This window comes from Sinobacterium caligoides (assembly GCF_003752585.1).
In the GTDB taxonomy this organism is placed as follows: Bacteria; Pseudomonadota; Gammaproteobacteria; order Pseudomonadales; family Sinobacteriaceae; genus Sinobacterium; species Sinobacterium caligoides.
In genome coordinates, this window is sequence record NZ_RKHR01000003.1 from 1,187,220 (window position 1) to 1,209,718 (window position 22,499).

The following is a 22,499-nucleotide window of genomic DNA, read 5'->3' on the forward strand; positions in this document are numbered from 1 at the left end:
CTTTTCAAGTTACGCTGTCCACAGCCGGTTTCACCCCGACAGGCTTAGCATTATTTTTAAAAGCAGCCACTAACTGCTTAACCTCATCACCAAACTGCTCTACAAATCGTATCGCCGTCTCTTCGCTAACAAGGGGCCGAGTAAAGTTAAAGTTACAAGTCAGCGAGTCATTAACTGTGGATGCCGCAAACATCAAAAAGAAGTTTGCTGGATATATTGATGCATTAAAGCGGTAGTCAATCAATGCCAAATCACCTTGCTGAAACGCTGCACTTAAGCGTCCGAGGTTTGAAATTATAATGTGCTGGCCGAAACAAGAGCCTGCCTCATTACCTAGCCGGGCAAGAAACGCCATAAGTTCATCATAGGAAATATCATCATTATACCCCACGCTACACTGATACTGAGCTTGCGAGTCTCTTGACATCAGCCACAAGTCATCCGTGTTATTTTTGTCCGCTAAAATAAATCCTGCATCAAAAAATGCACCGAGCTCCCTGCTATCTAATCCACCGACCATTTTTGATCGAACATTTATCGGCACTGAGCTCTTGATGAAGGTTGGTGCATTTTCGACATTGAAAGAAGCCCTAAAAATCAACGCGCTCAACAAGCCATTCAGCGTTACCTTTGAGGCTCGACACATTGATAGCAGCGCAGCAACATCTGCCCCAGAAAACACTAACTCCTTTATCAACGGCATTCGTTGCTGCAATAAAGCGGGTTCTGCTACTGGCCATATGGACGCCTCCCTGTTTTTTTCGACATCACTCATGTCACGCACATTCGCTGACTGCACATAGTAATCTTCTAGGCAGCCTCTTTCGGGAAACGACTCAATAACAACCTCTTTACCGGCAGCAATAGCGTTGTAATAACCTAATATATCGTTAATCAGCGAAAAGCAGGCTATACCATCTGTCATACTGTGATGCGTCGTTAAAATAAAGTAGCTTTGATCGGTTCCAGCAATATTAACCAAGCGTGTACGCCACAAGTACTTATCCTGCGCGATAATATTCTTCATCTCAGCAGCCATCTCTGTCTCTATAGAAGCACGCTTCTTACTTTCATAAGTATGCTGTACAGAATCAAAAGCAACGTCATAAAAAAATTGCCAACAACCCCCTTCAAATTCAATGCGCGCACGAAGAAACGGATGCTGTTGATAGGCACAGTGTACGGCACGCAGTAATTTTTCTGCTGACACCACCCCCTTAATGGTCGCGACATTGCTGATCTGCATGAGACCGTGATTATCTTGGTGGGCGATGGCTTGCTTAGCCTCGCGTTGACCGAGTTGACGCATTTTAAAATCCCTTTTAATTAACCACTTAGAACATTAGATACAATGAGCACAGATACCTCTTTCCCTATCCTTAGAGAATCTTCGGTATTAGCCTCTTACCGTGATATGTATCATTTCACATTAAACAGCCAAGCAATAAACCCACGACGTTGCCAATACGATAAACTAAACAATTCATCACCCCAAAGAGTATGAACACAGGATGTACACCGAGCGATATTCTCTCGCTTTTAACAATAGCGATGGGAAAACAGATTAAGCCGCACGATAACGGTACGGCCAAATTGATATTGAACAACAGGCGCTGCATTCACATGTCAGCGCCTATGCAGTGGCTATTAGAAGTTATAACGACCGTTAATACCAAAGGTACGGGGTTCACCCTGTTGATTGAACTGCTGAGGCATGTAGCCGTTGCGCGGGTCGTTACCGAAGTACAAACCGTGTACGGCGTATTCTTCATTGGTCAGGTTGCGCGCCCAGAGTGTCAGCTCCACAGGGCCCTGTTGATAACTAACGCTGGCGTTAAGCAGGTCGTAGGCATCCAAGGTGTTGTCGTGGTAATAGCCGTAGTACTGCTGATCCTTGCCCTCTAACTCAATACGGCCACTCAGGCGCTCAGTAAACTGTGCCTGGGCACCGACGCTGTATTGATAGCGCGGTGACTTCGCCTGCTCCCGATCGTTGACTTCAACAAAGGCCTCCTGATCGAGGTCGTAGACCGTCATGCCATCGACATTGGTGCGCAATAGACCAAGGCTGGCGAACAGTGACAGCTGTTCGGTCGCAACAAAGTCGAGTTCTAACTCGGCACCGTAGTTGCTCGCACGGCCGGCGTTATCGAGTAAGCCGACCCAGTGAAACTGATTGTTGTTATCGTACGCTGTCAACCAACTCTCCAGTTGAGCATTGTCACGCTGCATATAAAACACCGCGGCACGCAGCTGCAGGCGATCATCGATGAAGGTGCCCTTGAAGCCCAGCTCGGTATTCAGTAACGATTCGCTCTCAAAGCTCAGGCGGCTGTGGAGGAAGTCTTGATAACCGGGCTGCAACATCGGGTAGCTGGAGCTGGCCTCGGTATTCACGCCGCCCGGCTTCTCGCCGCGGGAGACGGTGGCGTAGACAAGATTATCGTTTGCAGTAAAGTACTGTAGGGTCAGCTCGCCGCTGTACAGGTTGTCGCGGTTATCACTGTTAAAGCGGCCGCCATAGACATTGAGATCGCTATAATCGTCGCTGAAGCGCTCGCCACGCAGACCGGCAATCAGGTGCAGACTATCGGTCAGCATGTAATCGATCTGGCCGTAGGCGGCGAGGCGCTGACTATCGTAATCGCTGTTGAACTCGTCATAGTAGTAACGCTCTAACGATTGCTCTCTGTGCTGGCCGTAGACACCAAAGACGGTCTGGTAATCACCCGCCACATCGAGTGCACCGGTGCTGAGCAGGCGCGCATCGAGATCGATCGTCTGGGTGTCACGCTGCAGGCTATCGGTATTCGAGAACCACTCACAGCTCGCAACGCCATCACAGATGTGCGGGTTCGACCAGTCTTCATCGTAGCTGTAATCGTTTTCCGATTGGCTCCAGCTGCTGATGATGTTGAGGTCGTAATCGTCACTGAGCGACCAGGTGCCGTTCATCGCCAAGGCATCGAAGTCGACGCGGTCGTGACCCGGCTGGTCCGACTGGGTATGGAAGTCGTTATCGAGGGAGTAAGCGTCATAGCCGTTATTACTGTGAAAACTCATCGCGGTGAAGTCGATCACCGCATCATCGCCGGCTAGCCAGCGCAGCTTGCCCCGCGCCGAGCTCTCATCGATGTTATTGGTATTGTCGCGGCCCAGGTAGTCGTTCTCCATATAGCCGTCGCTGCGCTGGTGCTGCACGGCGAGGCGGCCGAGCAGGTTATCGGTCAACGGCCCCGACACCGCAGCACCGAGCTCGGCACCACCGTAGTTGGCAACGCCGCCGGTGACAAAGCCTTCAAACTCTTCTGTTGGCGCGGCGGAGGTGATGTTGACCATGCCAGCCAGTGCGTTGGTACCAAAGCGTGTGCCCTGTGGGCCTCGCAACACCTCGACCTGTTCGGTATCCATTAGCATCGCCGCGTTGGCGTTGCCGTTAAGGCTGATACCGTCGACGGTGACGCCGACCGAGGGGAAGTGCTTCGGATCGACAAACTGCTCGAGCTCGCCAATGCCACGCATTTGCAAGAAACGCGCACGCGACGCCCCCGACGAGAAGTTAACATTCGGCGACAGATTTAACACATCCTGCAGGTGCTGCGCGCCACGCGATTCAATATCGGCCACATCAACAACGCTGACACTGGCTGGGCTGTCGAGCAGGCTCGCCTCGCGGAAGTTAGCGGTGACAATCACCTCCTCCAAGGCAAACTCTTCGGCGTGGAGGGGTTGATAGCTGCTGGCGGCCAATACGGCGAGATACAAGGCGTGTCGATTCAATCGTGTCATGGTGGTTCCGAATAGAGAGAGAACCAGATAGCACAGGCGCGCAGGAACGAGTGAACACCTCTTCCTACGCCAGCATTATCTGGATCAGGTACTAAGGGTGCTTCTCAGGCTCGCGCCGCCCCTAAGGATCGTCTTAATAGATAAGGCATATTGTAGCTAAAAACAGCGGCTTTTCCTTAATGCAGCTAAAATTTTATCACTAAGCAACTAACAGATAAGTCATGCGGCAGGCATTTCTGTCTCAGCTATGTCGCCTCCTCCGCTATTATCTGCTGCCGCTATGGCCATATTACTACTGGGTCAGCTTGGCCGGATCTAATAACCCCATTAACTGCTGTCGGCTCAGCTCTGTCTCTTCTTCCGCCACGTCGACGATGTCCCGCCCCTGCTGATAGGCTTTCTTAGCGATCTCCGCCGCCTTGCTATAGCCAATAACGGGGTTTAACGCGGTGACCAGAATAGGGTTTCGCGCCAGTGTCTTTTGCAGCTGCTGCTCATTCACAGTAAAGGTGGCAATCGCCTTGTCTGCGAGCAACTCACTGGCATTCGCCAACAGCCCGATACTCGATAGTAGATTATCGGCTATCATCGGTAACATCACATTGAGTTCGAAATTGCCCGCCTGACCGCCGACGGTGATGGCCGCATCATTGCCGATCACCTGTGCCGCCACCATCGCCGCCGCCTCCGGGATCACCGGGTTGACCTTGCCCGGCATAATCGACGAGCCTGGCTGCAATGCCTCCAGCTGAATCTCCGCAATCCCTGCTAAAGGCCCCGAGTTCATCCAACGCAAATCATTGGCGATCTTCATCATTGTCACCGCCGTCATCTTCAGCTGGCCCGATAGACTGACCGCCAGATCTTGGCTGCTAATGTGGCTAAAGAAGTTGTCGGCCGGTGAAAAGGCCAAACCGGTCATCAGACTAAGCTGATTGTTAAACTCGGCAGCAAACTGTTTATCCGCATTAATACCCGTACCGACGGCGGTGCCGCCCTGCGCCAGCGTCAACAGCTTCGGTACCACCAGCTGAATCATTTCGATATTCTGGCTGACCTGTGTCGCCCAGCTCAACAGGCTCTGGCTCAGGCGCACCGGCATCGCATCCATCAGATGCGTACGACCGGTTTTAATATGGTGATCGACGCTGGCTGCCTTGTGCTCAATCACCTCCTTCAGATGCTGTAGCGCAGGCAACAGTTTCGCCTGTAGCGCCACCACGGCACTGATGTGGATACAGGAGGGAATGATATCGTTGCTACTCTGGCCATAATTGACATGATCGTTGGCGTGCACACGCTGCAGGGCAATCTCCGAGGCCAGTGTCGCCAACACCTCGTTGGCATTCATATTGGTGCTAGTGCCGGAGCCGGTCTGAAAGATATCGACGGGGAAGTGGCGCATCAACTGTTCATCGGCAAGTAACTGTTCCGCCGCCTCGGCGATCGCCGCAGCAATATCCGCCGGCAGTAACTTAAGTGAGGCGTTGGCCTTGGCGGCCGCCGCCTTCGCCATCAACAGCGCACGTATGAAAGCCTCCGGCAGGGTTTTACCACTGATCGGAAAGTTATTCACCGCCCGCTGGGTCTGTGCGCCGTACAAGGCCTCGGCAGGAAGCTCGACCTCGCCCATGCTATCGCGATCTCTACGTGTTGCCATACTCGCCTCCATTGTTATCGATGCTAAACAGCTTATCACGATCCACTACGACCAAGCTTGATCAAGCGAGGCCAGAAAGCAACCTGATTGATCACCCCACTAGATTAAAGCATGGGCAAAAAATACGCAGACGCAAGCACTACGGATTATTTTCACTGAGACAGGCAACGACGACTGTCGTTAACGCCTAAAGTACTCGATTACTCCATTACTCAATTACTCCATTACTCAATTACTCAATTACTCCATTACTCCATTACTCCATTACTCCATTACTCCATTACTAAAAACGCCTCAGCATTGACCAACGCTGGTGGGCTTTATGAAAAAGCAGCATTCACAACATTAAAAAACAGAGCAAGCCACTACATAAAAAACAAAATAGAAGAAAAAATATGAATAAACACAACAAAGAAAAAACACAAATCAAACTTGCTACGAGACACGCAAAACAAAAATTAAAAACAAGATTAACTTGACGCACAAAGTCATCAGCAATAACATTCCCACAAGAAAAATAGCGCAGAGACAAAACTGTTTTTCTTTAAAGGGAAATTATAATAATCATATGGAGTATATTATGAAGAACAAAACCACGCTTTTACTTGGCGCCCTTGCCAGCTCATTCGCATTAACTTCACCACTCAGCTTGGCCTCTGATGAATTTTGTCAAAACAGCCCTGATGATATTTGCACCCTGGCCAAGAAGTACTGTAACCAAGAACGCGTAAAAGCTAACGGAAAAAAAACTAAAATAACCCTTACTGGCGAAGAAACTCTCAGCAATGGCTTACCCGCCAAATACACCGTCAAAGCCAACGGCTATATCGATCCCAAGAAAGTTGTCGTCGATAGTTACGGTGAAAAATACCGTTTTAACTGTAATGACGTTAACTCTGTAACTATCGCCGACACCATCAAACCAGAGCTGGTTGTTGTTAACGGTGGTGCCGGCTACACCTTCGCCCTACCCGGCAATCAGGCCTACAACGTGCTGCCCGGCAACCTCTACCTTCCCGCTCAAAACAGCGGCTATACCGTCACCTATCAGAAAAGCGATGAGCCGACTGACAACCTCAGCGGTCAAGGTATCTCCGCGCCGCGCCCTGGCGGCTATGCCTTCACCCTGCCCGCCAACCAGAAGATTGTCATCAACCCTGGCAACCTACAACTACCCGGTAACGCTGAAGGTTATTCAATCATCTATGCAAACTCATCCGATGACGGAAAATAATCAGTCATGAGACCTTCTCTCCGGCGAACGATGTTCGCCGGGGCACTGGCTCTGTAGCACACTATTGCTCGAGCTGTAAGTAGTGCACACTGAATAACTGATCACCATCCAACCAACTTTTTGTAATACGAAACCCCGCCCTAGCAACAAGCTCAGAAAAACTTTCTATGGTGTATTTATAGGAGTTTTCTGTATGAATACTCTCGCCCTGCGCAAAACTCAGCTGCTCATCCAACACACTGACATTATGGGCCTGCTGGCTGATCAAGTGCATCTCAATGCGGCGCAGCTGCTCATTATAAAACGCGTGATGCTTGAATTTATTCACATCGATATTAGCACCCGTCAATCGATTAACGTTGGCTAACACATTAAGATTAAACTCTGCCGTCACTCCCTGCTGATCATTGTAAGCCGCCGTCAAAATATCGTTTTCCTTGTGCAAATCAATGCCGATCAACACGCCGCCCGCCAGCTCATGCTCATGTACAGAATCGCTACACTCTCTCAAGCTCGGCAGCAACCAAGACCTTAATTTCGATAAGAATATCACCGCCTCGTCAGGTGTCATATTGCCCAAGGTCGAGCCGGGGTAAAAGATCACGCGTTTGCCGTGAGGTAGCGTTGCCGGTGGATTGGGGAGTTGGGAGAAGTCAGCGCAAATTGCCTGCACATCCAGCGCAGGAAATTCTCCCCCAAGCTTGATAGCCGCACGCTGCAGGAACTCGCCGGCAATATCCATCGGCACATAGGCTTTAGGCTGTAGCGCCGGTAGCAACAACCTAACTTTTTCACTACTGCCACTACCCGGCTCGATCAACACCACCTCGCGACCACAGTAATCAGCGATCTCATCAGCGTTGTCACGCAATATACTGCGCTCTGTGCGCGCGGGATAATACTCCGGTAGGGCCGTGATCAACTCAAACAGCTCTGAGCCATGCGTATCATAAAAAAACTTAGGGTTAATCGTTTTCTGCGCCTGCCGAAGCCCTTGCAGGATTTCTAGCTGGTCATCGTTACTGCTGGCGTGATGATCTTGAAAAGAGAGTTTAGCTTCGCCCGCTGTCTCAAAGCGTTTTTCCACAAGTGCTTCAGTCATTATTGTTCTCTAAGCTGGTATTGTTAAATTATTGTTTTTGCCAAACGAAGACCGCTAAACTGCCAGCGATCTTCTGGGTAGAAGAAGTTTCGATAGCTGGGTCGCAGATGCGCATTCGGGCTAACACAGGAGCCACCGCGCAACACCCACTGGTTGCACATAAACTTGCCATTGTATTCGCCGATAGCCCCTGCGCAGACTTTGAAGCCTGGGTAGGGCCGGTAAGCACTTGAGGTCCACTGCCAGCAGGCATCGTAAAGTTGCAGCAACGCCCCCTGCCCGCTTTTTCTCTGAGTAATGTTTTCTGCACCGGCCTCAGCACTGACCGCCTGCGGGTGGTAAAAACGCTCAGCGGCAGAGCTGAAACGCTGCTGTGTCGCCGCGTATTCCCACTCAAACTCGGTCGGCAAGCGCGCGCCAGCCCAACCAGCATAGGCCTCGGCCTCGTAGGCGCTTAAGTGACAAACCGGCTGATTGGCTTGCCTAGGACGCAAGCCATACAAGGTATATTCCTGCGCTACATCGCCGTCATCCTGCCAGTAGAGCGGCTTCGTGATCTCACCTTGCTGCACCTTCGACCAACCGTCTGCCAGCCACAGCTCCGCTCGCCGATAACCACCATCATCGATAAACGCCTGGTACTCTTCGTTAGTAACCAGACGATCGCTGAGCTGAAAAGGCGGTAGGTAGACCTGGTGCTGAGGCGACTCGTTATCAAAGGAGAACGCACCCTCATCACTCTCAGCAGCAGCCTCAGGCACACCAATATCCACCAGCCCGCCCTGGAAGCTCAACCAACTCTGAGGGTGGCGATAGGCTTGCTCTGTTATGGGCAGATCGAGGTAAACCGGGGAGAGTGGGTTTTGCGCAAAGGAATACTTTAAATCGGTGCAGAACAACTCTTGATGTTGCTTTTCGTGCTGGATACCCAGTCGACAACGGCCGATGATCGCCAACCTTTCGGGGTGATCAAACTGCAGTAAAAGTCGCTCCATCGCCTGATCGATATACGCACGATATGCCAACACTTCGTCGATCGTCGGCCTTGATAACAGTCCCCGCTTAGGGCGCGGAAACTGCTCGCCAACCGCATTGTAATAAGAATTAAATAACACCTCATAACGAGGGTGAAACACTTGGTACTGTTGCACAAAGACTTTTAAGATAAAGGTCTCGAAAAACCAACTGGTGTGTGCCAGGTGCCATTTTGGCGGGCTAGCGAAAGCAGCAGCCTGTAAGCTGAAATCTTCACTGTGTAGTGGCTCTACCATCTGCACCGATTGCAAACGCGTAGCCCTAAAGGCATTAATCAATACGCTATTATCTTCGAATCTCATGCTGCATCCACCGCTTCTGTCTGACAATAACCGCCCACCTCGACCCGATCACCGACTAAGCGCCCGAACAATAACCCCCGTTGCTGCGATAGCTGCACAGCCTGCAACTCCGGCTGCTGAAAGAAATCGACCAGTAAGCGCATCGCAGAACCGGTAGCGGCGTCTTCATTGACACCGTATTGCGGCGCAAAATAGCGATAGACGATCGACGATACGTGATGACTCACTCGCGCCGTACAGATTAAGGCGCGGCGAGTAAACAGGCCAAGCTGCTCCGCCGGTGCGGTTAACTCACCGATGTCTGTGCCATCGGGCCACTGTAATAATAGGTAGCCCTGCTCATCCCCATAGGTCACCGCTTTGATCGGCGACTGCTTCGGGTACAGCTGCGCAACCCACGGGGGCATGGTAATGGGGTGATGGTGCAAGCGGGTAAATTGCAGCCAAACTTTATGGCTGAGATCAGTGTCTGTATAGGCCTTAACCATGCTCTCGCTAGTGACCAACGACAGATGCGTCGATTGCGTCTCATGCAGCCAATAATGCGCCGCACTCAGTAAGCCATGCCCGCAACAGCGAATGGGGTACAAACCACTAAAACACTGCAGACTAACTTGCTCGCTATCGAGCCGATGAGTTTGACAATAGGTCGAGGCCAAATTGTGGGCTGCAGGGGCAGCAGCCTCTTGGGCACTCGAAAGCACGTCGACGTAACACGCATTGCCCGTCGCTTTTAGTGCATTCCGACCAATAAAAGCACTTATTTTTATTCTATTTGCCATCAGCAAACTTATATCCTTATCACGGTGTAGCCGGGGCAATCCATGCGCCAGCAGCTCTAATACTGCCCGAATGATATGACAGTTCTATCTCATCTATATTACAACATGCCATAACACTGGCAGCGATCAAACAGGGGGGAAAATCCCCGCCGTGTTATTCTATCGACTTTCGATAATAATTATTTGCCACCATATTGGCAACCAGCCAGTATGGACTCAGCGCAAATAAATCGACAGTGATAGCACCCGATCAATGGCACCAACGAAACAACCCTCAACGCACTAATAGCGCCTAACTAGAGCTTTTTGAAAAACCAAAAAGCCTCGCTTGCGGCAACTCTCTTCGACGATATTGCTCGCTGTGTTTACGCCGTCCCTGCCGCGAACAAAATCATATCTTCGACCAACACATCCATCAATAACATCATATTCTCTGAGACAAAACAGCCGAATGTTCGACACATTTTGCCAGAACAGCGATCTTTATAGGGCTCGGAGACCAGCACATTATCATCGGAGGCATGGCGCATGGCGACCAACAACGGAAAGAACGGACGATGACTCCAGTTTAAGGCAATAGGTTCGTCATCCGTGAAGACCCCGGCAGCACAGACGTCGTAGTTCGGTGATATTTGCGTCGCCTGAGCGTCGCACAAGTAGTAACGCAACAACCCCAACTCCCGCATGCTGGCAATATCGGGGGGGCTTGATAGCACCTGCTCAACGCCAGACTGGCGAATCAACGTCGAGATCGTCGACACATGCTGGGAGAACAATTGCTGATGCTGCTGTGATTGAAGGTAGCGGTCTGACTTGCGCGACAAATAACGCTGTTTTAGCTCCAGCGTACGCTTGACCGTTGTCGACGCATCGATAAAGCCCGCCAGTGCAGGTTCATATAGCCAACCTTGAATACAGTCAGCCCCGCACTCGATGGCAAAATGAAACTCCTCTTCTGTCTCGACACCCTCGCAAATAATCAAGCTATCGGCACGCTGCGCCAACGTAGTTAGACACAACGCAATATTGGCCTCGACCCCGCCCTTCACTGCCGCCTTAAGCAGATGCATATCCAATTTGATGACCTCCGGCTCTAATGCCAACACCCTGTCGAGCTGCGAGGCACCGGCACCAAAATCATCGACGGCAACCTTAACGCCGTGTGACTGGTACTCCTTAACTAGGCGCTTGAGCTTGGTAATATCCCCGGCTAACTCTGTAATTTCGATCACTACCTTTTGTGGGTCGATAGCCAGCTCATCCAGCATGCGCAGGGTCGGCACCAGATCATCCTGCATCAACCGATCGACCCAGGTCGGTGAGATATTCAACGTCATCAGCCCGGCAGCATTGTCGGTAGAATTGTCGGCCGCAAGTTGCTGCAAGGCCGTGCGCCGGATGTGTCGATCAATCTCTAGCACCTCACTGGTCGCGTATTGTTGGCCGTGAAAAATGTGCCCAGCAGAGATCACACGATCATTTTCCATCGTTCTCGCTAGGGCCTCGTAGGCCAGTATCTTGCCATCGGCAAGATTAATAATCGGCTGGAAATACGGAAAATAATGCTCTTTCATCAACTGCTGGCTCCTAGCCCACGCTTACTTGAGTGATCAATACTCATAGGGCCACATGCATACGTTTTACACGCCTCATGCTGTACACGCCTCATGATACCAGTAGAAAACGGATCCTCTAGCCGGCGTATCGGTTGACTCATATTTGCAAGCTATATACCAAGATAGCTCGACGCTATGTATCAGCGAGCGGCAGACAAAACGACTGCAATGAGCGGGGACTGCTCCCCCACAAGGCATTGCTCTAAGCGCATTGTTCTGTGCGCCATATTCATACTAGCGCCCCACAACGGTGCTATTGCGTAATTTGCCGGAAACACCGCTCGTCAAAAACGACTCACTTGATATAGGCGTTGAGCTGCGACTTTATCTCTGGGTAGGCCTGCTCTATAACCTCGTGTGTTGCCAACTGATTATCGGTGTATGAGAAACCTGGCGAGACGGCCTCACTAATCAACGAAAACTCCCCTGAACACAAGCTGGATGCCTTCCAGTACCCTCCAGGCACGAGCAACTGTAGTTGCTGACCATTTTCTATCTCCGGTCCCAGCACGACCTCCGAGAGATTACCGTCAGGCGACACCAGCGTATATTTAATCGCCTCCCCCTTGTGATAATAGTGCATGATATCCGATATATTCTTATGCAAAAAACCGATCGGGCTATCATCAGTCAACATATAATAAATAGAAGTTAGTAACTTCCTTGTGCCAACGATACAGCTGACATCCTGTTCCGACTCATAAGTCCGCCTAAAGTAGCCCCCCTCCAAAGGGTGTCGCTGCAACTTTAAATGATTAATGACAGCTTGTTTATCCACACACACTCCTTCTTCTCGATAATGCCAAAAACAATCACAACCGCAACTAAAGCAATTCCTATCAGGGCCAGTCATCATGACCAATAAAACCATGACGATGCAGATTCTAGCACTGATCAATATCAGCAGTATGATAAGTACGACGCCGTTTACTTAATTATTTTTTAAGATACGACGCCGTGTCCTGGCGAAACTGGATGACGATAAACTCAGCCGGACGCATAATCGCGACACCGATATCGATAATCATTTTACCGTTAACGATATCACTCTGACTCATGGTGATATTCTCGCCAACATTAATAAAGAAGGCCTCTTCAGCACTCGCCCCCATTAACGCGCCCTGTAACCATAGCTGAGTCAGATACTGCTCAACCGAGTCGCTGACGGCATCCCACGTCGGCTGAGTGTTAGGCTCAAATATCATCGCGCGCAACGCCTCTTTAATGTCTTTTTCGATGCTATTGCACAAACGGCGGACGGGGACATAACGCCACTCGAGTGAGTCCCTCTGAGTACGCGCGCCCCATATGGTTGGTGCACCGTTGTTGAATCGACGAATCATATTCAGTGCCGTCCCCCGAGTGTACTGCCCCTGCATTGCATCAGAGACTTGAAATTGTGGCTTCACACCCACTAAGGCCATATTGGCCGGGGCCTTCCATACGCCTCGCGTACTGTCATTGCGGCAATAGGCGCCGGCAATAACCGCGCTCGGCGGAATAGGCGCATCCGTCCAGTCGGCAATCAACCAAGGATAATATGCCGCAGAGAATGAACTGTTAGCTAACTTATCCCACGGTAACGTATCGCCCGATACCAGCTCACCTTTAGGACCGTCCACGATCGCAAAGAGATTATTATCATTCTCGAGTAACTCTACCGCGCCTGCGAGGCTCTCACCCGCGGCAACCAATAACGTAATATCATCATGTTTAACCACCTCTTCAACTAAGTTGTCGGTTTGAATCAAGTAACAGCTGGCGCCACCATTGTTAAAGTAAGCACGCAGACAACGATCCAGCATAGCGGTATGTGTGCCATCTAAGTCTGCAGTATACTTACTATACTCCAGGTAGTTTTCAATCCGCTTAGTCCCGCTGGCAAGCCCTAATCCTTGCGCTGCCTGCGCTGAAATAGCAAAAGCGGGGACAGCCGTAGCACAATGACATACCGAGAAACGTTGCCTTTTTTGCTGCTCTACATAATCCCCTGGAAAATCCGTTGTAATGGCCATAAAAATTCCCTTTCTAAAATAGTGTCCATGATAGCTATTGCTAAAAAACTCTAGAGGCAATCAGTCGCTGCTCACAACACCTGCGAGCCTTCCTGCTCATGCATGTAAGACAAAACTTTACTACAACACACTACGAGGGTGCAAAGCATTACATTAACGCCACAATCAAAAAACAATGTATTGGCATACCATCATAATAGCGTAATTAGGTCGCGCATCAGAAAAAAGGGATATAGATCACTTCCTCAGCAAGCCAACATCCCACGAACTTTACCGTGTGCAATCAGCACAGCTCTGCAACCATATTCGCACCAGACAAAAACAGCTAAAAGCCACCAAACAGCTTGAACATTAACTAAAAGACACTGAAACCCTATAGCAGAAATTTTCAGAATATTTTTTAAAAAATGGTTATAAACCAGCATAAAAACGCCAACCGCGTCTCACAACAACAAAACAAACAAGCAGCAAACAAACTATCCAATAATTAATCATAAAGCTGTTTTAAAAAATATTTTAGATTGCTTTAATCAGTGCAGACAAAATAAAAAGCAAACACCAAAAACTCATTAACAATTAAACACGAAGTTTAAGTAACAAAAAAATTAATGCCGCAGCGAAACCAAGGAAGAATAATTCTCTAAAAAATTATAACTCCACCAGCACGGCACACTGACAACAAAAGGATGTAACAATGAGCAATCTTACCAGCAATACCAAAACCAATTTCCAGCCATTCAAACTCTGCGCAATAGCGCTAGCCATTGCTAGCAGCACCGCTTTTGCTGACACCCCCTACGAGATGACGCAGGCTGAGCTGGAGGCAACAGAGGCACAGCTCATTGCAGAGCAACCCGAGATAATGGGTGATGTCAGAGACTCGATACGTACTTTAGATAACGACACTGTAGAGGCCATTACCGCCAACGCAAACAGCAACCCTGCAAATGTAAAACGCGTCGAAGACATCATCGATAGCGATATGTGGGATGATTTATTTTCCGAACGCGCCACAGAATACACCTACGATAATTTTCTAAAAGCGGTCGGCAAGTTCCCAGCCTTCTGCGGTGATTATGACGATGGCCGAGATGCAGAGGCTATTTGTCGCAAAAGCTTAGCGACAATGTTCGCACACTTTGCTCAAGAGACAGGCGGCCACGATGCCAACTCTGATTTACCAGAGTGGAAACAAGGGCTAGTTTATGTTCGTGAAATGGGACTAACTGAAGACTCAAGAGGTATGTATAACTCAGAATGCAACCCGGCGGTATGGCAGGGTGAAGCCTGGCCCTGTGGTACATTTGAAGACGGTAGCTTTAAATCATACTTTGGTCGTGGCGCCAAGCAGCTCAGTTACAACTATAATTATGGCCCCTTTTCACAGGCCATCTACGGTGATGTCAACACTCTACTCGACAACCCTGAAAAAGTGGCAGACACCTGGTTGAACCTCGCTAGCGCCGTCTTCTTCTACTTATATCCCCAGCCTCCTAAGGCCAGCATGCTACACGTCATCGACGGTACATGGGAGCCCAACGCTAGTGATATAGCGGCAGGACGTGAGGCTGGCTTTGGCGTCACGACGCTGATTATCAATGGCGGTGTCGAGTGCGGCGGCGCAACGGAACATCAACAATCACAAAACCGTATCGACTACTATAAAGGGCTAGCTGACTACCTAGGCGTCCCCATCCCAGACGATGAGGTGCTAGGTTGCGCCAACATGGAGTTCTTCGATGAGGCATCCTCAGCGGCATTAAATATTTACTGGGAGCAAGATTGGTCCTGGGTCGCCGGCAACCCACAGGATGGCGCCTCGTTTGCCTGCAAACTCGTCAACTACCAAACACCTTACACGGCGTTCCTGAAGGGTGACTACCAGCGCTGTGTTGAGGATAAATTTAACGTCGTGGTCAGCCAGTAACAAAAGAGCGACAACCCCAGGATGACGACAAATACGTTGTTATCATCCTGACGGGAAAGTTTGACCGGTTCAGCGAAAGCTGAGGCTTCAAGGAAGAGCCACTAGGCCCTACTGCATCCTCAATGCAATAGGGCCTTTTCTCGACGTTCTATTCAAGAATGACTACAGTGTCGCCATGGAGACCAGCTCTGTCGCTGCACTACGATGCTCGCTCATCAACTCGTCTGCATCCGTTTGCGACAGCTTTCCATCCCGTACTCGCCACTGTCCCGCTACCATCACACTGTCGGCCTGACTGGCACCGCACAAGATCAACGCCGCTAGCGGGTCGTGAGAACCAGAAAAGCGCAATTCATCTTGTTTAAATAGCGCAATATCGGCCTGCTTACCCACGGCCAGCTCACCAATATCATCACGACCCAGTATTTTCGCAGACCCCTTTGTCGCCCAATAAAGAACATCGAGATGACTCACTTCGTCAGCCTGATAGCGCAAACGGTTAATCAACAGGGCTTGACGCAGCTCTTGCATCATATTCGAACCGTCATTGGAGGCCGAGCCATCAACAGCTAGGCCGACATGAGCCCCCGCCGCGACCAACTCCTGGGTACGGCAGATACCCGAGGCGAGAAGCATGTTAGACGATGGGCAATGTGCGACACCTACCTGCGCCTTACCCAGGCGGCGTATTTCTTCATCGTTAAAATGAATGCCGTGGGCCAGCCATACATCACTGTTAAGCCAACCGACTGACTCTAGATAATCGACGGGACGAAGACCAAAGCGTGCGATGCAGAAATCATTTTCATCAAATGTTTCACCGAGGTGGGTATGTAATCGTACCTCATGATGACGCGCTAACTCAGCCGTCGCCTGCATCAACTCACTCGACACAGAGAACGGTGAACAAGGGGCCAGCGCCAGCTGCACCATCGCACCGGGACCTGGCTGATGATACTGGCGAATCACCCGCGCACAATCATCCAATATCACACCATCGTTTTGCACAGTGGACTGCGGTGGCAAGCCCCCCTGATCTTTACCCAAGCTCATCGAACCACGGGTCAAGCTCACACGACAGCCAATATCGGCGGCCGCCTGCGCCTGCACATCGACGGCCTCCGTTAACGAATCCGGAAAAATGTAGTGGTGATCCGCTACCGTCGTACAGCCCGAGAGCAGCAACTCCGCCAGCCCCAAGCGCGTCGCAGCATGTAGCATGTGCGGCTGAAGATTTGCCCAGACGGGATAAAGGGCCTCCAGCCAGGGGAATAGACGCTTATTCAAAGCTGCAGGCAAAGCACGGGTGAGCGTCTGATACAGATGATGATGGGTATTGATCAAGCCGGGCAGCAGCACCGCTGCCGATGCATCGTAAATCTGGTCATAAGCAACGTTGGGAGTCTTGCCTGTGGCGACAAGCTCGATAATGATGTCGTCTTTAATCACCACACCATTATCAGCATTTTGTTGATTCGCGGTATAACATGCCAGAGGCGATTTAAGCCATGTCGTTGTCATTTTTATCTCCTTGTAAGAGCCTGAAAGAACTCCACGAGATAATTGCATCGACAAATAGACATGGCCCAATAGGCAGGCTGAGCGCTATTAACACGAACATCAATTGTCTCGTTAGAGCAAACAATTGACAGTGACTTGCGTGTTAATCTGTCCGAAGCAGAGAATAATAAGCTATCTGCTGTGTTTGTAAATAGTCGTTTAATTTTTTTATTTTTAACGCAAGCAAAGCTACATTAGCTATCTGCCGCCAGCACAGCGTCTGGTGACGCAACACTCGCCGCACATTCTTCGTCCGAGTGCTTTTCCTCTGGTAGCACAAGCGTGAGTATTATCGCGGCAAAACCACCGGCGGTAACAGGAGACGATAGTATATTTCTCGCCAACTCAGGAAGCTGAGCAAACACGTTAGGAACAAGCGTCACACCGATACCAAAACCAAACGAAACAGCCATAATCAATAATTTACGGCGGCATAAATGCTCCGAGGCCAAGATCTTAACACCGGCCGCTGCCACCGTGCCAAACAGCACGATAGTTGCACCACCCAAGGCTGGCTTTGGAATCATCTGCAGGAAGGCCCCTATCGCCGGAAACAAACCAAGCAGCATCAACATGACACCCAAAACCATACCCACGTGACGGCTGGCAATGCCAGTGATTTGAATGACACCGTTATTCTGGCTAATCGTTGTATGGGGAAAGGCATTGAACGTCGAGGCGATCACAGAGACGACACCATCACCCAGGATACCCGACCTTAGACGCTTAAAATACGCCTTACCCTTGATCGGCTGCTGAGATATTTGACAGTTAGCGGTAATATCGCCCGCTGTTTCTAGCGTAGTAATAACGTAGACAATACACACGGGGACAAACGCCATCCAATCAAAACTGAAACCATATTTAAATGGGATGGGTATACTCACTAGCGCAACCCCATCAAAACTTCCCATCTCCGCGGTACCGAGAGCCAGTGAAAGTAGCCAGCCGACACCGATACCCACAAAGATCGCTGATAGGCGAACCAGCAGATTAGACGAGCAGTTCATCGCAATAATCACCACAACCGCCGTCGCCCCTACCAGTAGGTTTTTCGGATCGCCAAACGTCTCCGCACCATGGCCACCGGCCAAATCCGTCACCCCGACCTGAATCAACGACACACCGATGATGGTGATAACAATACCAGACACCAGCGGCGTAATGACCTGCTGCAGCTTTTCGATATAGAACGATAAAAAAATCTCGAAGAAGGCGCCAAAGAAACAGACACCAAAAATCAGCGACAGTATCTCATCCGGCCCCCCCCCATTGGACTTAGCAATAAAACCTGCGGCAATCACCGAACCTAAAAAAGCAAAACTCGTACCTTGCACACAGAGCATGCCGGCACCGATCGGGCCGACTCTGCGCGCCTGAATAAACGTGCCTACGCCGCTAACCATTAAGGCCATACTAATTAAGTAAGGTATTTGCTCATGCAAACCCAGCGTCGCGCCAATGATTAGCGCCGGGGTAATCAGGCCAACAAAACTGGCCAATATGTGTTGAATCGAGGCATAAACGGAGTGTGCTAGAGGCGGTTTATCCTCTAGCGAATAAATAAGCCCAGACGATTGACCTGCGACCTTATCAGTCATTTCACACCCCTTTATCGTGCTAATTGCGAGCAGAAAAGCATCACTCAGTAGCATTTTTGTTATATTTAGAAAGTTATCCTTACCGATAATAAAATTCGATACAACTAAACAAATGATCATCAAAATAAAAACAAACGCTGAACTAAACAGCTGTTGAGTGCGAGTAAAACGTCACATAATCGCCCCACGATCACGACGCTTTTGTACAATAAGAGCTTGTTCGAGGCATTCTAGCGCCCATCGATAGACGCACTATATTGAGGCACTTCAATCGAAAGAAACGGAGATTACCCCTTTATTCTGTAAGAAACCCCCGCAAATACCTGACCAAATTAACAGGTTTTAACGACAAATTCGTGACGCGAAGCAGATATTGCCCTCGACCGCTGCAGGAGGGCTTGACTGTTTATCGGTCAGCGATTAACAGCGCAGAGCAAGGCTTCCTCTGCATGGATCTTAGCGGTATCAAAAACGGGAAAATGACAATCTTCAGGCTTTATTAACAATGGGATTTCGGTACAACCTAGAATAACCCCTTCAGCACCTTGCTGTAGCAACTGCCCAATAATGCTAATGTATTCAGCTTTAGATTTTTGTAAAAAAACACCACGAACCAACTCATCGACAATGATGCGATGGATTATCTCTTGATCAGCAAGTGATGGAACTATCACTTTTAAACCATGACTCTCTAACCGCTGCCTATAGAAATTTTCGCTCATGGTAAACTTTGTACCCAATAGCGCAACCGTCTTTACTTTTTTATCAGCCACCTCTTTAGCGGTGGCATTGATCAAATCAATGAGAGGAAGCGAAGCAGAAAGTTGCACCTCATTAAATACTTTATGCATAGTATTTGTCGCAATAAGAGCAAAATCGGCACCAGCCACTTTGAGCTTATTCGCTGCGGCAACCAGGTCTTCGGTAATTAAGTCCCACCGCCCCTCACTACGCCAGTAATGGTATTTTTTTAGGTTAACACTATAGATCACAATCTCAGGGTAACCATAGTCCCCAAATTTTTCGACATAGGAGCGGGTAATATGAAGGTAGTAACTTACTGTTGATTCTGGACTTAAACCACCAATAATGCCTATTTTTTTATGCATACTTAAGACTCACTTTGAAAGGGGCAACTACGCTTTACGTGACCCCCATCCTAACAGCTTATAGCTAAAAAAAATAAGCGCAGAAATTAACGAGAACTAAGGTTTAAAGTTGGAGTAGTAAGCCGATAGGTTTTCAATATCGGCCTCTGACAGCGCCATTGCCATCGATGACATGACCGGATCTTTTCGCTCTCCCGACTTAAAGTCCCTGAGCTGTTTAGCCAAATAAAGCGCTTTCTGCCCCGCTAAGTTTGGATACATCGGTATGGCACTAATACCCGTCGCGCCATGACAGGCTCCACACATCGCAGACTGCCTTTTCCCAGCGGCGATATCTGCAGCGACAGCTGAGCCGCTAATAAGGGCTAAAACACCCATTGTTGCTAAAGACTTCATCATATTTAACTCCTTTTATGATTGAAAATTCTATGGCGCAGTTTAATGTCGTGACTACACACGCACATACTGCGGCTTTTATCATAGCCTGTAACGCACGCAACAGCAGGCTTTGCCTTAACACTAAGGGGCGACAAATCAGTGGATTAACAAAGAAAAACTATCAGTGATAATCTCTCACGATTTTCATCAGTTCTAGTTCCATGAATTTTAACCTGGACTAACTCCGCACGATTTAGTTGATCAAGCATTGACCTAGCAACAATCTTTTAATGACGAACTCTGTGCACTATAAGTAACAACTCAAATATCACGTAGAAAAATGGACCACTGTGTAATGGCAATGAGAATCGTTTTTATCACGCTACTTTTCGGCAGTATTTTATCCGGCTGCGAGCAAGCGCCTGATAGCAGCTCGCAAAAAAATAAAGCGGTAAGTAGCGCTAAAACAAGCACTGCGGTTACCTGTAACGACAGAGACGTCGGCACCAGGTTTACACATGACAACGCCACTTACCTGGTGGTTGACAACACAACCATCCAGGACAGCAAAAACCTTCAAGCACTTGAATCGGGTGAGCTTCGCTTCTGCACCAGCCACGTCACGACAATGAGTGGTTTATTTAAGGATGCCAATGCATTCGGTCAAGAGACTAGCGCTCAGGACAAGACCAAGAGTACCGCAGGGTTCAACCAACCTATCGGCGATTGGGACACCTCGCATGTAACAGCAATGGATTACCTCTTTAGTGGTGCCAAGACATTCAACCAGCCCATCGGCGATTGGGATACCTCGCACGTGACAACGATGGAGTTCATGTTTACTGACGCCAAAGCATTCGACCAAGCCATTGGCGACTGGGACACCTCAAGCGTCACCTCCATGTTCGCCATGTTCAGTGGCGCAGCAGCCTTCAATCAAGCCATTGGCCAATGGGATACCTCAAACACGACCAATATGGGCTCTATGTTTAGTGGAGCAACGGCCTTTAACCAGCCGATTGGCAAATGGGACGTCTCAAGTGTCAGCAATATGGGCGCAATGTTTAGAGCAGCGATAGTATTCGACCAAGCTATTGGCGACTGGAACACCTCTAACGTCACCACTATGTACGCTATGTTCAATGAAGCCGACGCATTTAATCAGCCCATTGCAGACTGGGACACCTCCAGGGTACGCTACATGAACGAAGTATTTGCTGGGGCGAAGTCATTCGATCAACCTATCGGCCGCTGGAATACCTCGAGTGTTACCTCGATGGACGCGATGTTTTCACAGGCAACGTCCTTCAATCAGCCCCTCTCAAGCTGGAACGTTGAGAATACCTGTACCCATCAGAATTTCGCCCTCTCCAGTCCCTTAAAAGAAAACAACAAGCCCTCATTTATTACTATTACCTGGACGCGAGATAAGCTCGCCGCCAAGGCACTCGATACACTCAAGTATCTAGATGACCCAGCCATGACTGTAACCATAGCTACAAAGGTCGTAGACAACCCCTTTGGTGATGAGCTCTATCGCTATGTTGCGCCCTTCCTTAGCCAGCCCGTTACTAACGATACAATTAACAGCTACAAACAAGTAAGATCTGCCGTCGATAGCATGACCGATGAGAAAAAGGCACGGTACTTTCAATCCACCCAATCAGTTAATGACTACTATCAACTTACACAACAGGTCAAACAAGTTGAGTATAATATGGTCGAGGAGATCTTCAGCGACAATAATACAAAGGCACTGGCCCAATTTATCCCCGGCCATGTTGCCAGTAAATGGCAAGGGAAAGAACTCAACAAAGCCGGCGTTTTAAAAGAGGTAGATGATTTTTACAATTTATACCTCTATGTAGGCTTTGTGACCGACGATCCAAGAGCCTCGAGAGAGCTCTCGCCACTCGCATCCAATTTACTCTATGATCGCGAGATTAGAGCCGTCAGAGATTACATCAAGAATGATTTCAGCGCATGGAAAAGTAAAGACAGCAATGCCGATAAGCAGCTGAAGCAATTCAATGAAGTTACCCACACACAAACTGTGATTGAAAGCATTAGGGCGTTGGGCGATTTCATTCAGCACAGCGATATTGCCAGTCAGTTCCCTAACTGCGATAGCGACAGCAAAGATAGTTACGAGTGCGGTACAAAATCGCTGCAGCTCTTTCGTTTTATGGCCGCAGGAAGCGTGTCAAAAAGAATTGCCGATCAGTTAGAAGAGGAAATGCACAGGTAGTGACCGCCTGCAATAAGGCGGCAGTGTTATAGCAAAGGAACTCAATTGAGAGCGATAACAAGGCAGGGCTAACCTTTCCAAATAGAAGCGGCACTGGCGCTAAATCATAAAGCCGAGAGCACAACAGTTTATAGCTAAAAA

16 protein-coding genes and 1 riboswitch are annotated in these 22,499 nt (G+C 49.3%); of the genes, 3 read left to right on the forward strand and 13 right to left on the reverse strand.

Annotated elements, in window-relative coordinates:
• Positions 1-4 precede the first annotated feature (4 nt).
• The 3 genes from EDC56_RS05305 to EDC56_RS05320 form a co-directional block, all read right to left on the reverse strand.
• Positions 5-1,309, reverse strand: coding sequence for a condensation domain-containing protein (locus EDC56_RS05305; RefSeq protein ID WP_123711442.1), 1,305 nt, complete (start codon positions 1,307-1,309; stop codon positions 5-7).
• A 338-nt stretch (positions 1,310-1,647) separates the two neighbouring features.
• Positions 1,648-3,789, reverse strand: coding sequence for a TonB-dependent receptor (locus EDC56_RS05315; RefSeq protein ID WP_123711788.1), 2,142 nt, complete (start codon positions 3,787-3,789; stop codon positions 1,648-1,650).
• A 44-nt stretch (positions 3,790-3,833) separates the two neighbouring features.
• Positions 3,834-3,922, reverse strand: a riboswitch (TPP riboswitch).
• A 159-nt stretch (positions 3,923-4,081) separates the two neighbouring features.
• Positions 4,082-5,449: a class II fumarate hydratase gene (locus EDC56_RS05320; RefSeq protein ID WP_123711789.1), complete on the reverse strand. Its 1,368-nt coding sequence runs from the start codon at positions 5,447-5,449 to the stop codon at positions 4,082-4,084.
• A 580-nt stretch (positions 5,450-6,029) separates the two neighbouring features.
• Here EDC56_RS05320 and EDC56_RS05325 point away from each other — a divergent pair.
• Positions 6,030-6,683 carry a hypothetical protein gene (locus tag EDC56_RS05325; protein ID WP_148059325.1) on the forward strand — a complete coding sequence of 218 codons (654 nt, stop codon included), beginning with the start codon at positions 6,030-6,032 and terminating at the stop codon, positions 6,681-6,683.
• Between the two features lie 61 nt (positions 6,684-6,744).
• Here EDC56_RS05325 and egtD read toward each other — a convergent pair whose 3' ends face one another.
• The 6 genes from egtD to EDC56_RS05355 all read right to left on the reverse strand — a co-directional run bounded on the left by egtD (position 6,745) and on the right by EDC56_RS05355 (position 13,535).
• On the reverse strand, positions 6,745-7,785 hold the full coding sequence (egtD, locus tag EDC56_RS05330; RefSeq protein WP_123711445.1) for an L-histidine N(alpha)-methyltransferase: 1,041 nt from the start codon (positions 7,783-7,785) through the stop codon (positions 6,745-6,747).
• 23 nt (positions 7,786-7,808) lie between these two features.
• Positions 7,809-9,122 (reverse strand): ergothioneine biosynthesis protein EgtB, encoded by a 1,314-nt coding sequence (egtB, locus tag EDC56_RS05335; RefSeq protein ID WP_123711446.1) that lies wholly within the window; start codon positions 9,120-9,122, stop codon positions 7,809-7,811.
• Positions 9,119-9,904 (reverse strand): PhzF family phenazine biosynthesis protein, encoded by a 786-nt coding sequence (locus EDC56_RS05340; RefSeq protein WP_123711447.1) that lies wholly within the window; start codon positions 9,902-9,904, stop codon positions 9,119-9,121. The genes egtB and EDC56_RS05340 overlap by 4 nt, the downstream gene beginning before the upstream one ends.
• Before the next feature lie 365 nt (positions 9,905-10,269).
• The gene (locus EDC56_RS05345; protein WP_123711448.1) at positions 10,270-11,478 is read right to left on the reverse strand and encodes an EAL domain-containing protein; all 1,209 of its coding nucleotides are present in this window, start codon (positions 11,476-11,478) and stop codon (positions 10,270-10,272) included.
• A gap of 337 nt (positions 11,479-11,815) precedes the next feature.
• The gene (locus tag EDC56_RS05350; RefSeq protein WP_123711449.1) at positions 11,816-12,298 is read right to left on the reverse strand and encodes a cupin domain-containing protein; all 483 of its coding nucleotides are present in this window, start codon (positions 12,296-12,298) and stop codon (positions 11,816-11,818) included.
• 157 nt (positions 12,299-12,455) lie between these two features.
• Positions 12,456-13,535, reverse strand: a complete 1,080-nt coding sequence (locus EDC56_RS05355; RefSeq protein WP_123711450.1) for a phage tail sheath family protein — start codon at positions 13,533-13,535, stop codon at positions 12,456-12,458.
• Positions 13,536-14,229: 694 nt separating this feature from the next.
• Here EDC56_RS05355 and EDC56_RS05360 point away from each other — a divergent pair.
• Positions 14,230-15,462 carry a chitinase gene (locus EDC56_RS05360; RefSeq protein ID WP_123711451.1) on the forward strand — a complete coding sequence of 411 codons (1,233 nt, stop codon included), beginning with the start codon at positions 14,230-14,232 and terminating at the stop codon, positions 15,460-15,462.
• Positions 15,463-15,624: 162 nt separating this feature from the next.
• Here EDC56_RS05360 and EDC56_RS05365 read toward each other — a convergent pair whose 3' ends face one another.
• From EDC56_RS05365 to EDC56_RS05380, 4 genes are all read right to left on the reverse strand, one after another.
• Entirely contained in the window at positions 15,625-16,983 is a 1,359-nt protein-coding gene (locus EDC56_RS05365; protein ID WP_123711452.1) for an 8-oxoguanine deaminase, read from the reverse strand.
• Between the two features lie 233 nt (positions 16,984-17,216).
• Entirely contained in the window at positions 17,217-18,623 is a 1,407-nt protein-coding gene (locus EDC56_RS05370) for a uracil-xanthine permease family protein (RefSeq protein ID WP_123711790.1), read from the reverse strand.
• Between the two features lie 413 nt (positions 18,624-19,036).
• Positions 19,037-19,732, reverse strand: coding sequence for an aspartate/glutamate racemase family protein (locus tag EDC56_RS05375; protein WP_123711453.1), 696 nt, complete (start codon positions 19,730-19,732; stop codon positions 19,037-19,039).
• A 96-nt stretch (positions 19,733-19,828) separates the two neighbouring features.
• On the reverse strand, positions 19,829-20,131 hold the full coding sequence (locus EDC56_RS05380; protein WP_211333564.1) for a c-type cytochrome: 303 nt from the start codon (positions 20,129-20,131) through the stop codon (positions 19,829-19,831).
• Positions 20,132-20,465: 334 nt separating this feature from the next.
• On the opposite strand from EDC56_RS05380, the gene EDC56_RS05385 reads away from it, so the two are divergent.
• Positions 20,466-22,358 (forward strand): BspA family leucine-rich repeat surface protein, encoded by a 1,893-nt coding sequence (locus EDC56_RS05385; RefSeq protein ID WP_162844087.1) that lies wholly within the window; start codon positions 20,466-20,468, stop codon positions 22,356-22,358.
• Positions 22,359-22,499: the final 141 nt, after the last annotated feature.

Coding starts and splice junctions, on each gene's coding strand:
- EDC56_RS05320 (WP_123711789.1), bottom strand. CDS start 5,449: ATGGCAACACGTAGAGATCGCGATAGCATGGGCGAGGTCGAGCTTCCT.
- EDC56_RS05360 (WP_123711451.1), top strand. CDS start 14,230: ATGAGCAATCTTACCAGCAATACCAAAACCAATTTCCAGCCATTCAAA.
- egtB (WP_123711446.1), bottom strand. CDS start 9,122: ATGAGATTCGAAGATAATAGCGTATTGATTAATGCCTTTAGGGCTACG.
- EDC56_RS05370 (WP_123711790.1), bottom strand. CDS start 18,623: ATGACTGATAAGGTCGCAGGTCAATCGTCTGGGCTTATTTATTCGCTA.
- EDC56_RS05305 (WP_123711442.1), bottom strand. CDS start 1,309: ATGCGTCAACTCGGTCAACGCGAGGCTAAGCAAGCCATCGCCCACCAA.
- EDC56_RS05315 (WP_123711788.1), bottom strand. CDS start 3,789: ATGACACGATTGAATCGACACGCCTTGTATCTCGCCGTATTGGCCGCC.
- EDC56_RS05385 (WP_162844087.1), top strand. CDS start 20,466: ATGGCAATGAGAATCGTTTTTATCACGCTACTTTTCGGCAGTATTTTA.
- egtD (WP_123711445.1), bottom strand. CDS start 7,785: ATGACTGAAGCACTTGTGGAAAAACGCTTTGAGACAGCGGGCGAAGCT.
- EDC56_RS05365 (WP_123711452.1), bottom strand. CDS start 16,983: ATGACAACGACATGGCTTAAATCGCCTCTGGCATGTTATACCGCGAAT.
- EDC56_RS05345 (WP_123711448.1), bottom strand. CDS start 11,478: ATGAAAGAGCATTATTTTCCGTATTTCCAGCCGATTATTAATCTTGCC.
- EDC56_RS05355 (WP_123711450.1), bottom strand. CDS start 13,535: ATGGCCATTACAACGGATTTTCCAGGGGATTATGTAGAGCAGCAAAAA.
- EDC56_RS05380 (WP_211333564.1), bottom strand. CDS start 20,131: ATGATGAAGTCTTTAGCAACAATGGGTGTTTTAGCCCTTATTAGCGGC.
- EDC56_RS05325 (WP_148059325.1), top strand. CDS start 6,030: ATGAAGAACAAAACCACGCTTTTACTTGGCGCCCTTGCCAGCTCATTC.
- EDC56_RS05340 (WP_123711447.1), bottom strand. CDS start 9,904: ATGGCAAATAGAATAAAAATAAGTGCTTTTATTGGTCGGAATGCACTA.
- EDC56_RS05375 (WP_123711453.1), bottom strand. CDS start 19,732: ATGCATAAAAAAATAGGCATTATTGGTGGTTTAAGTCCAGAATCAACA.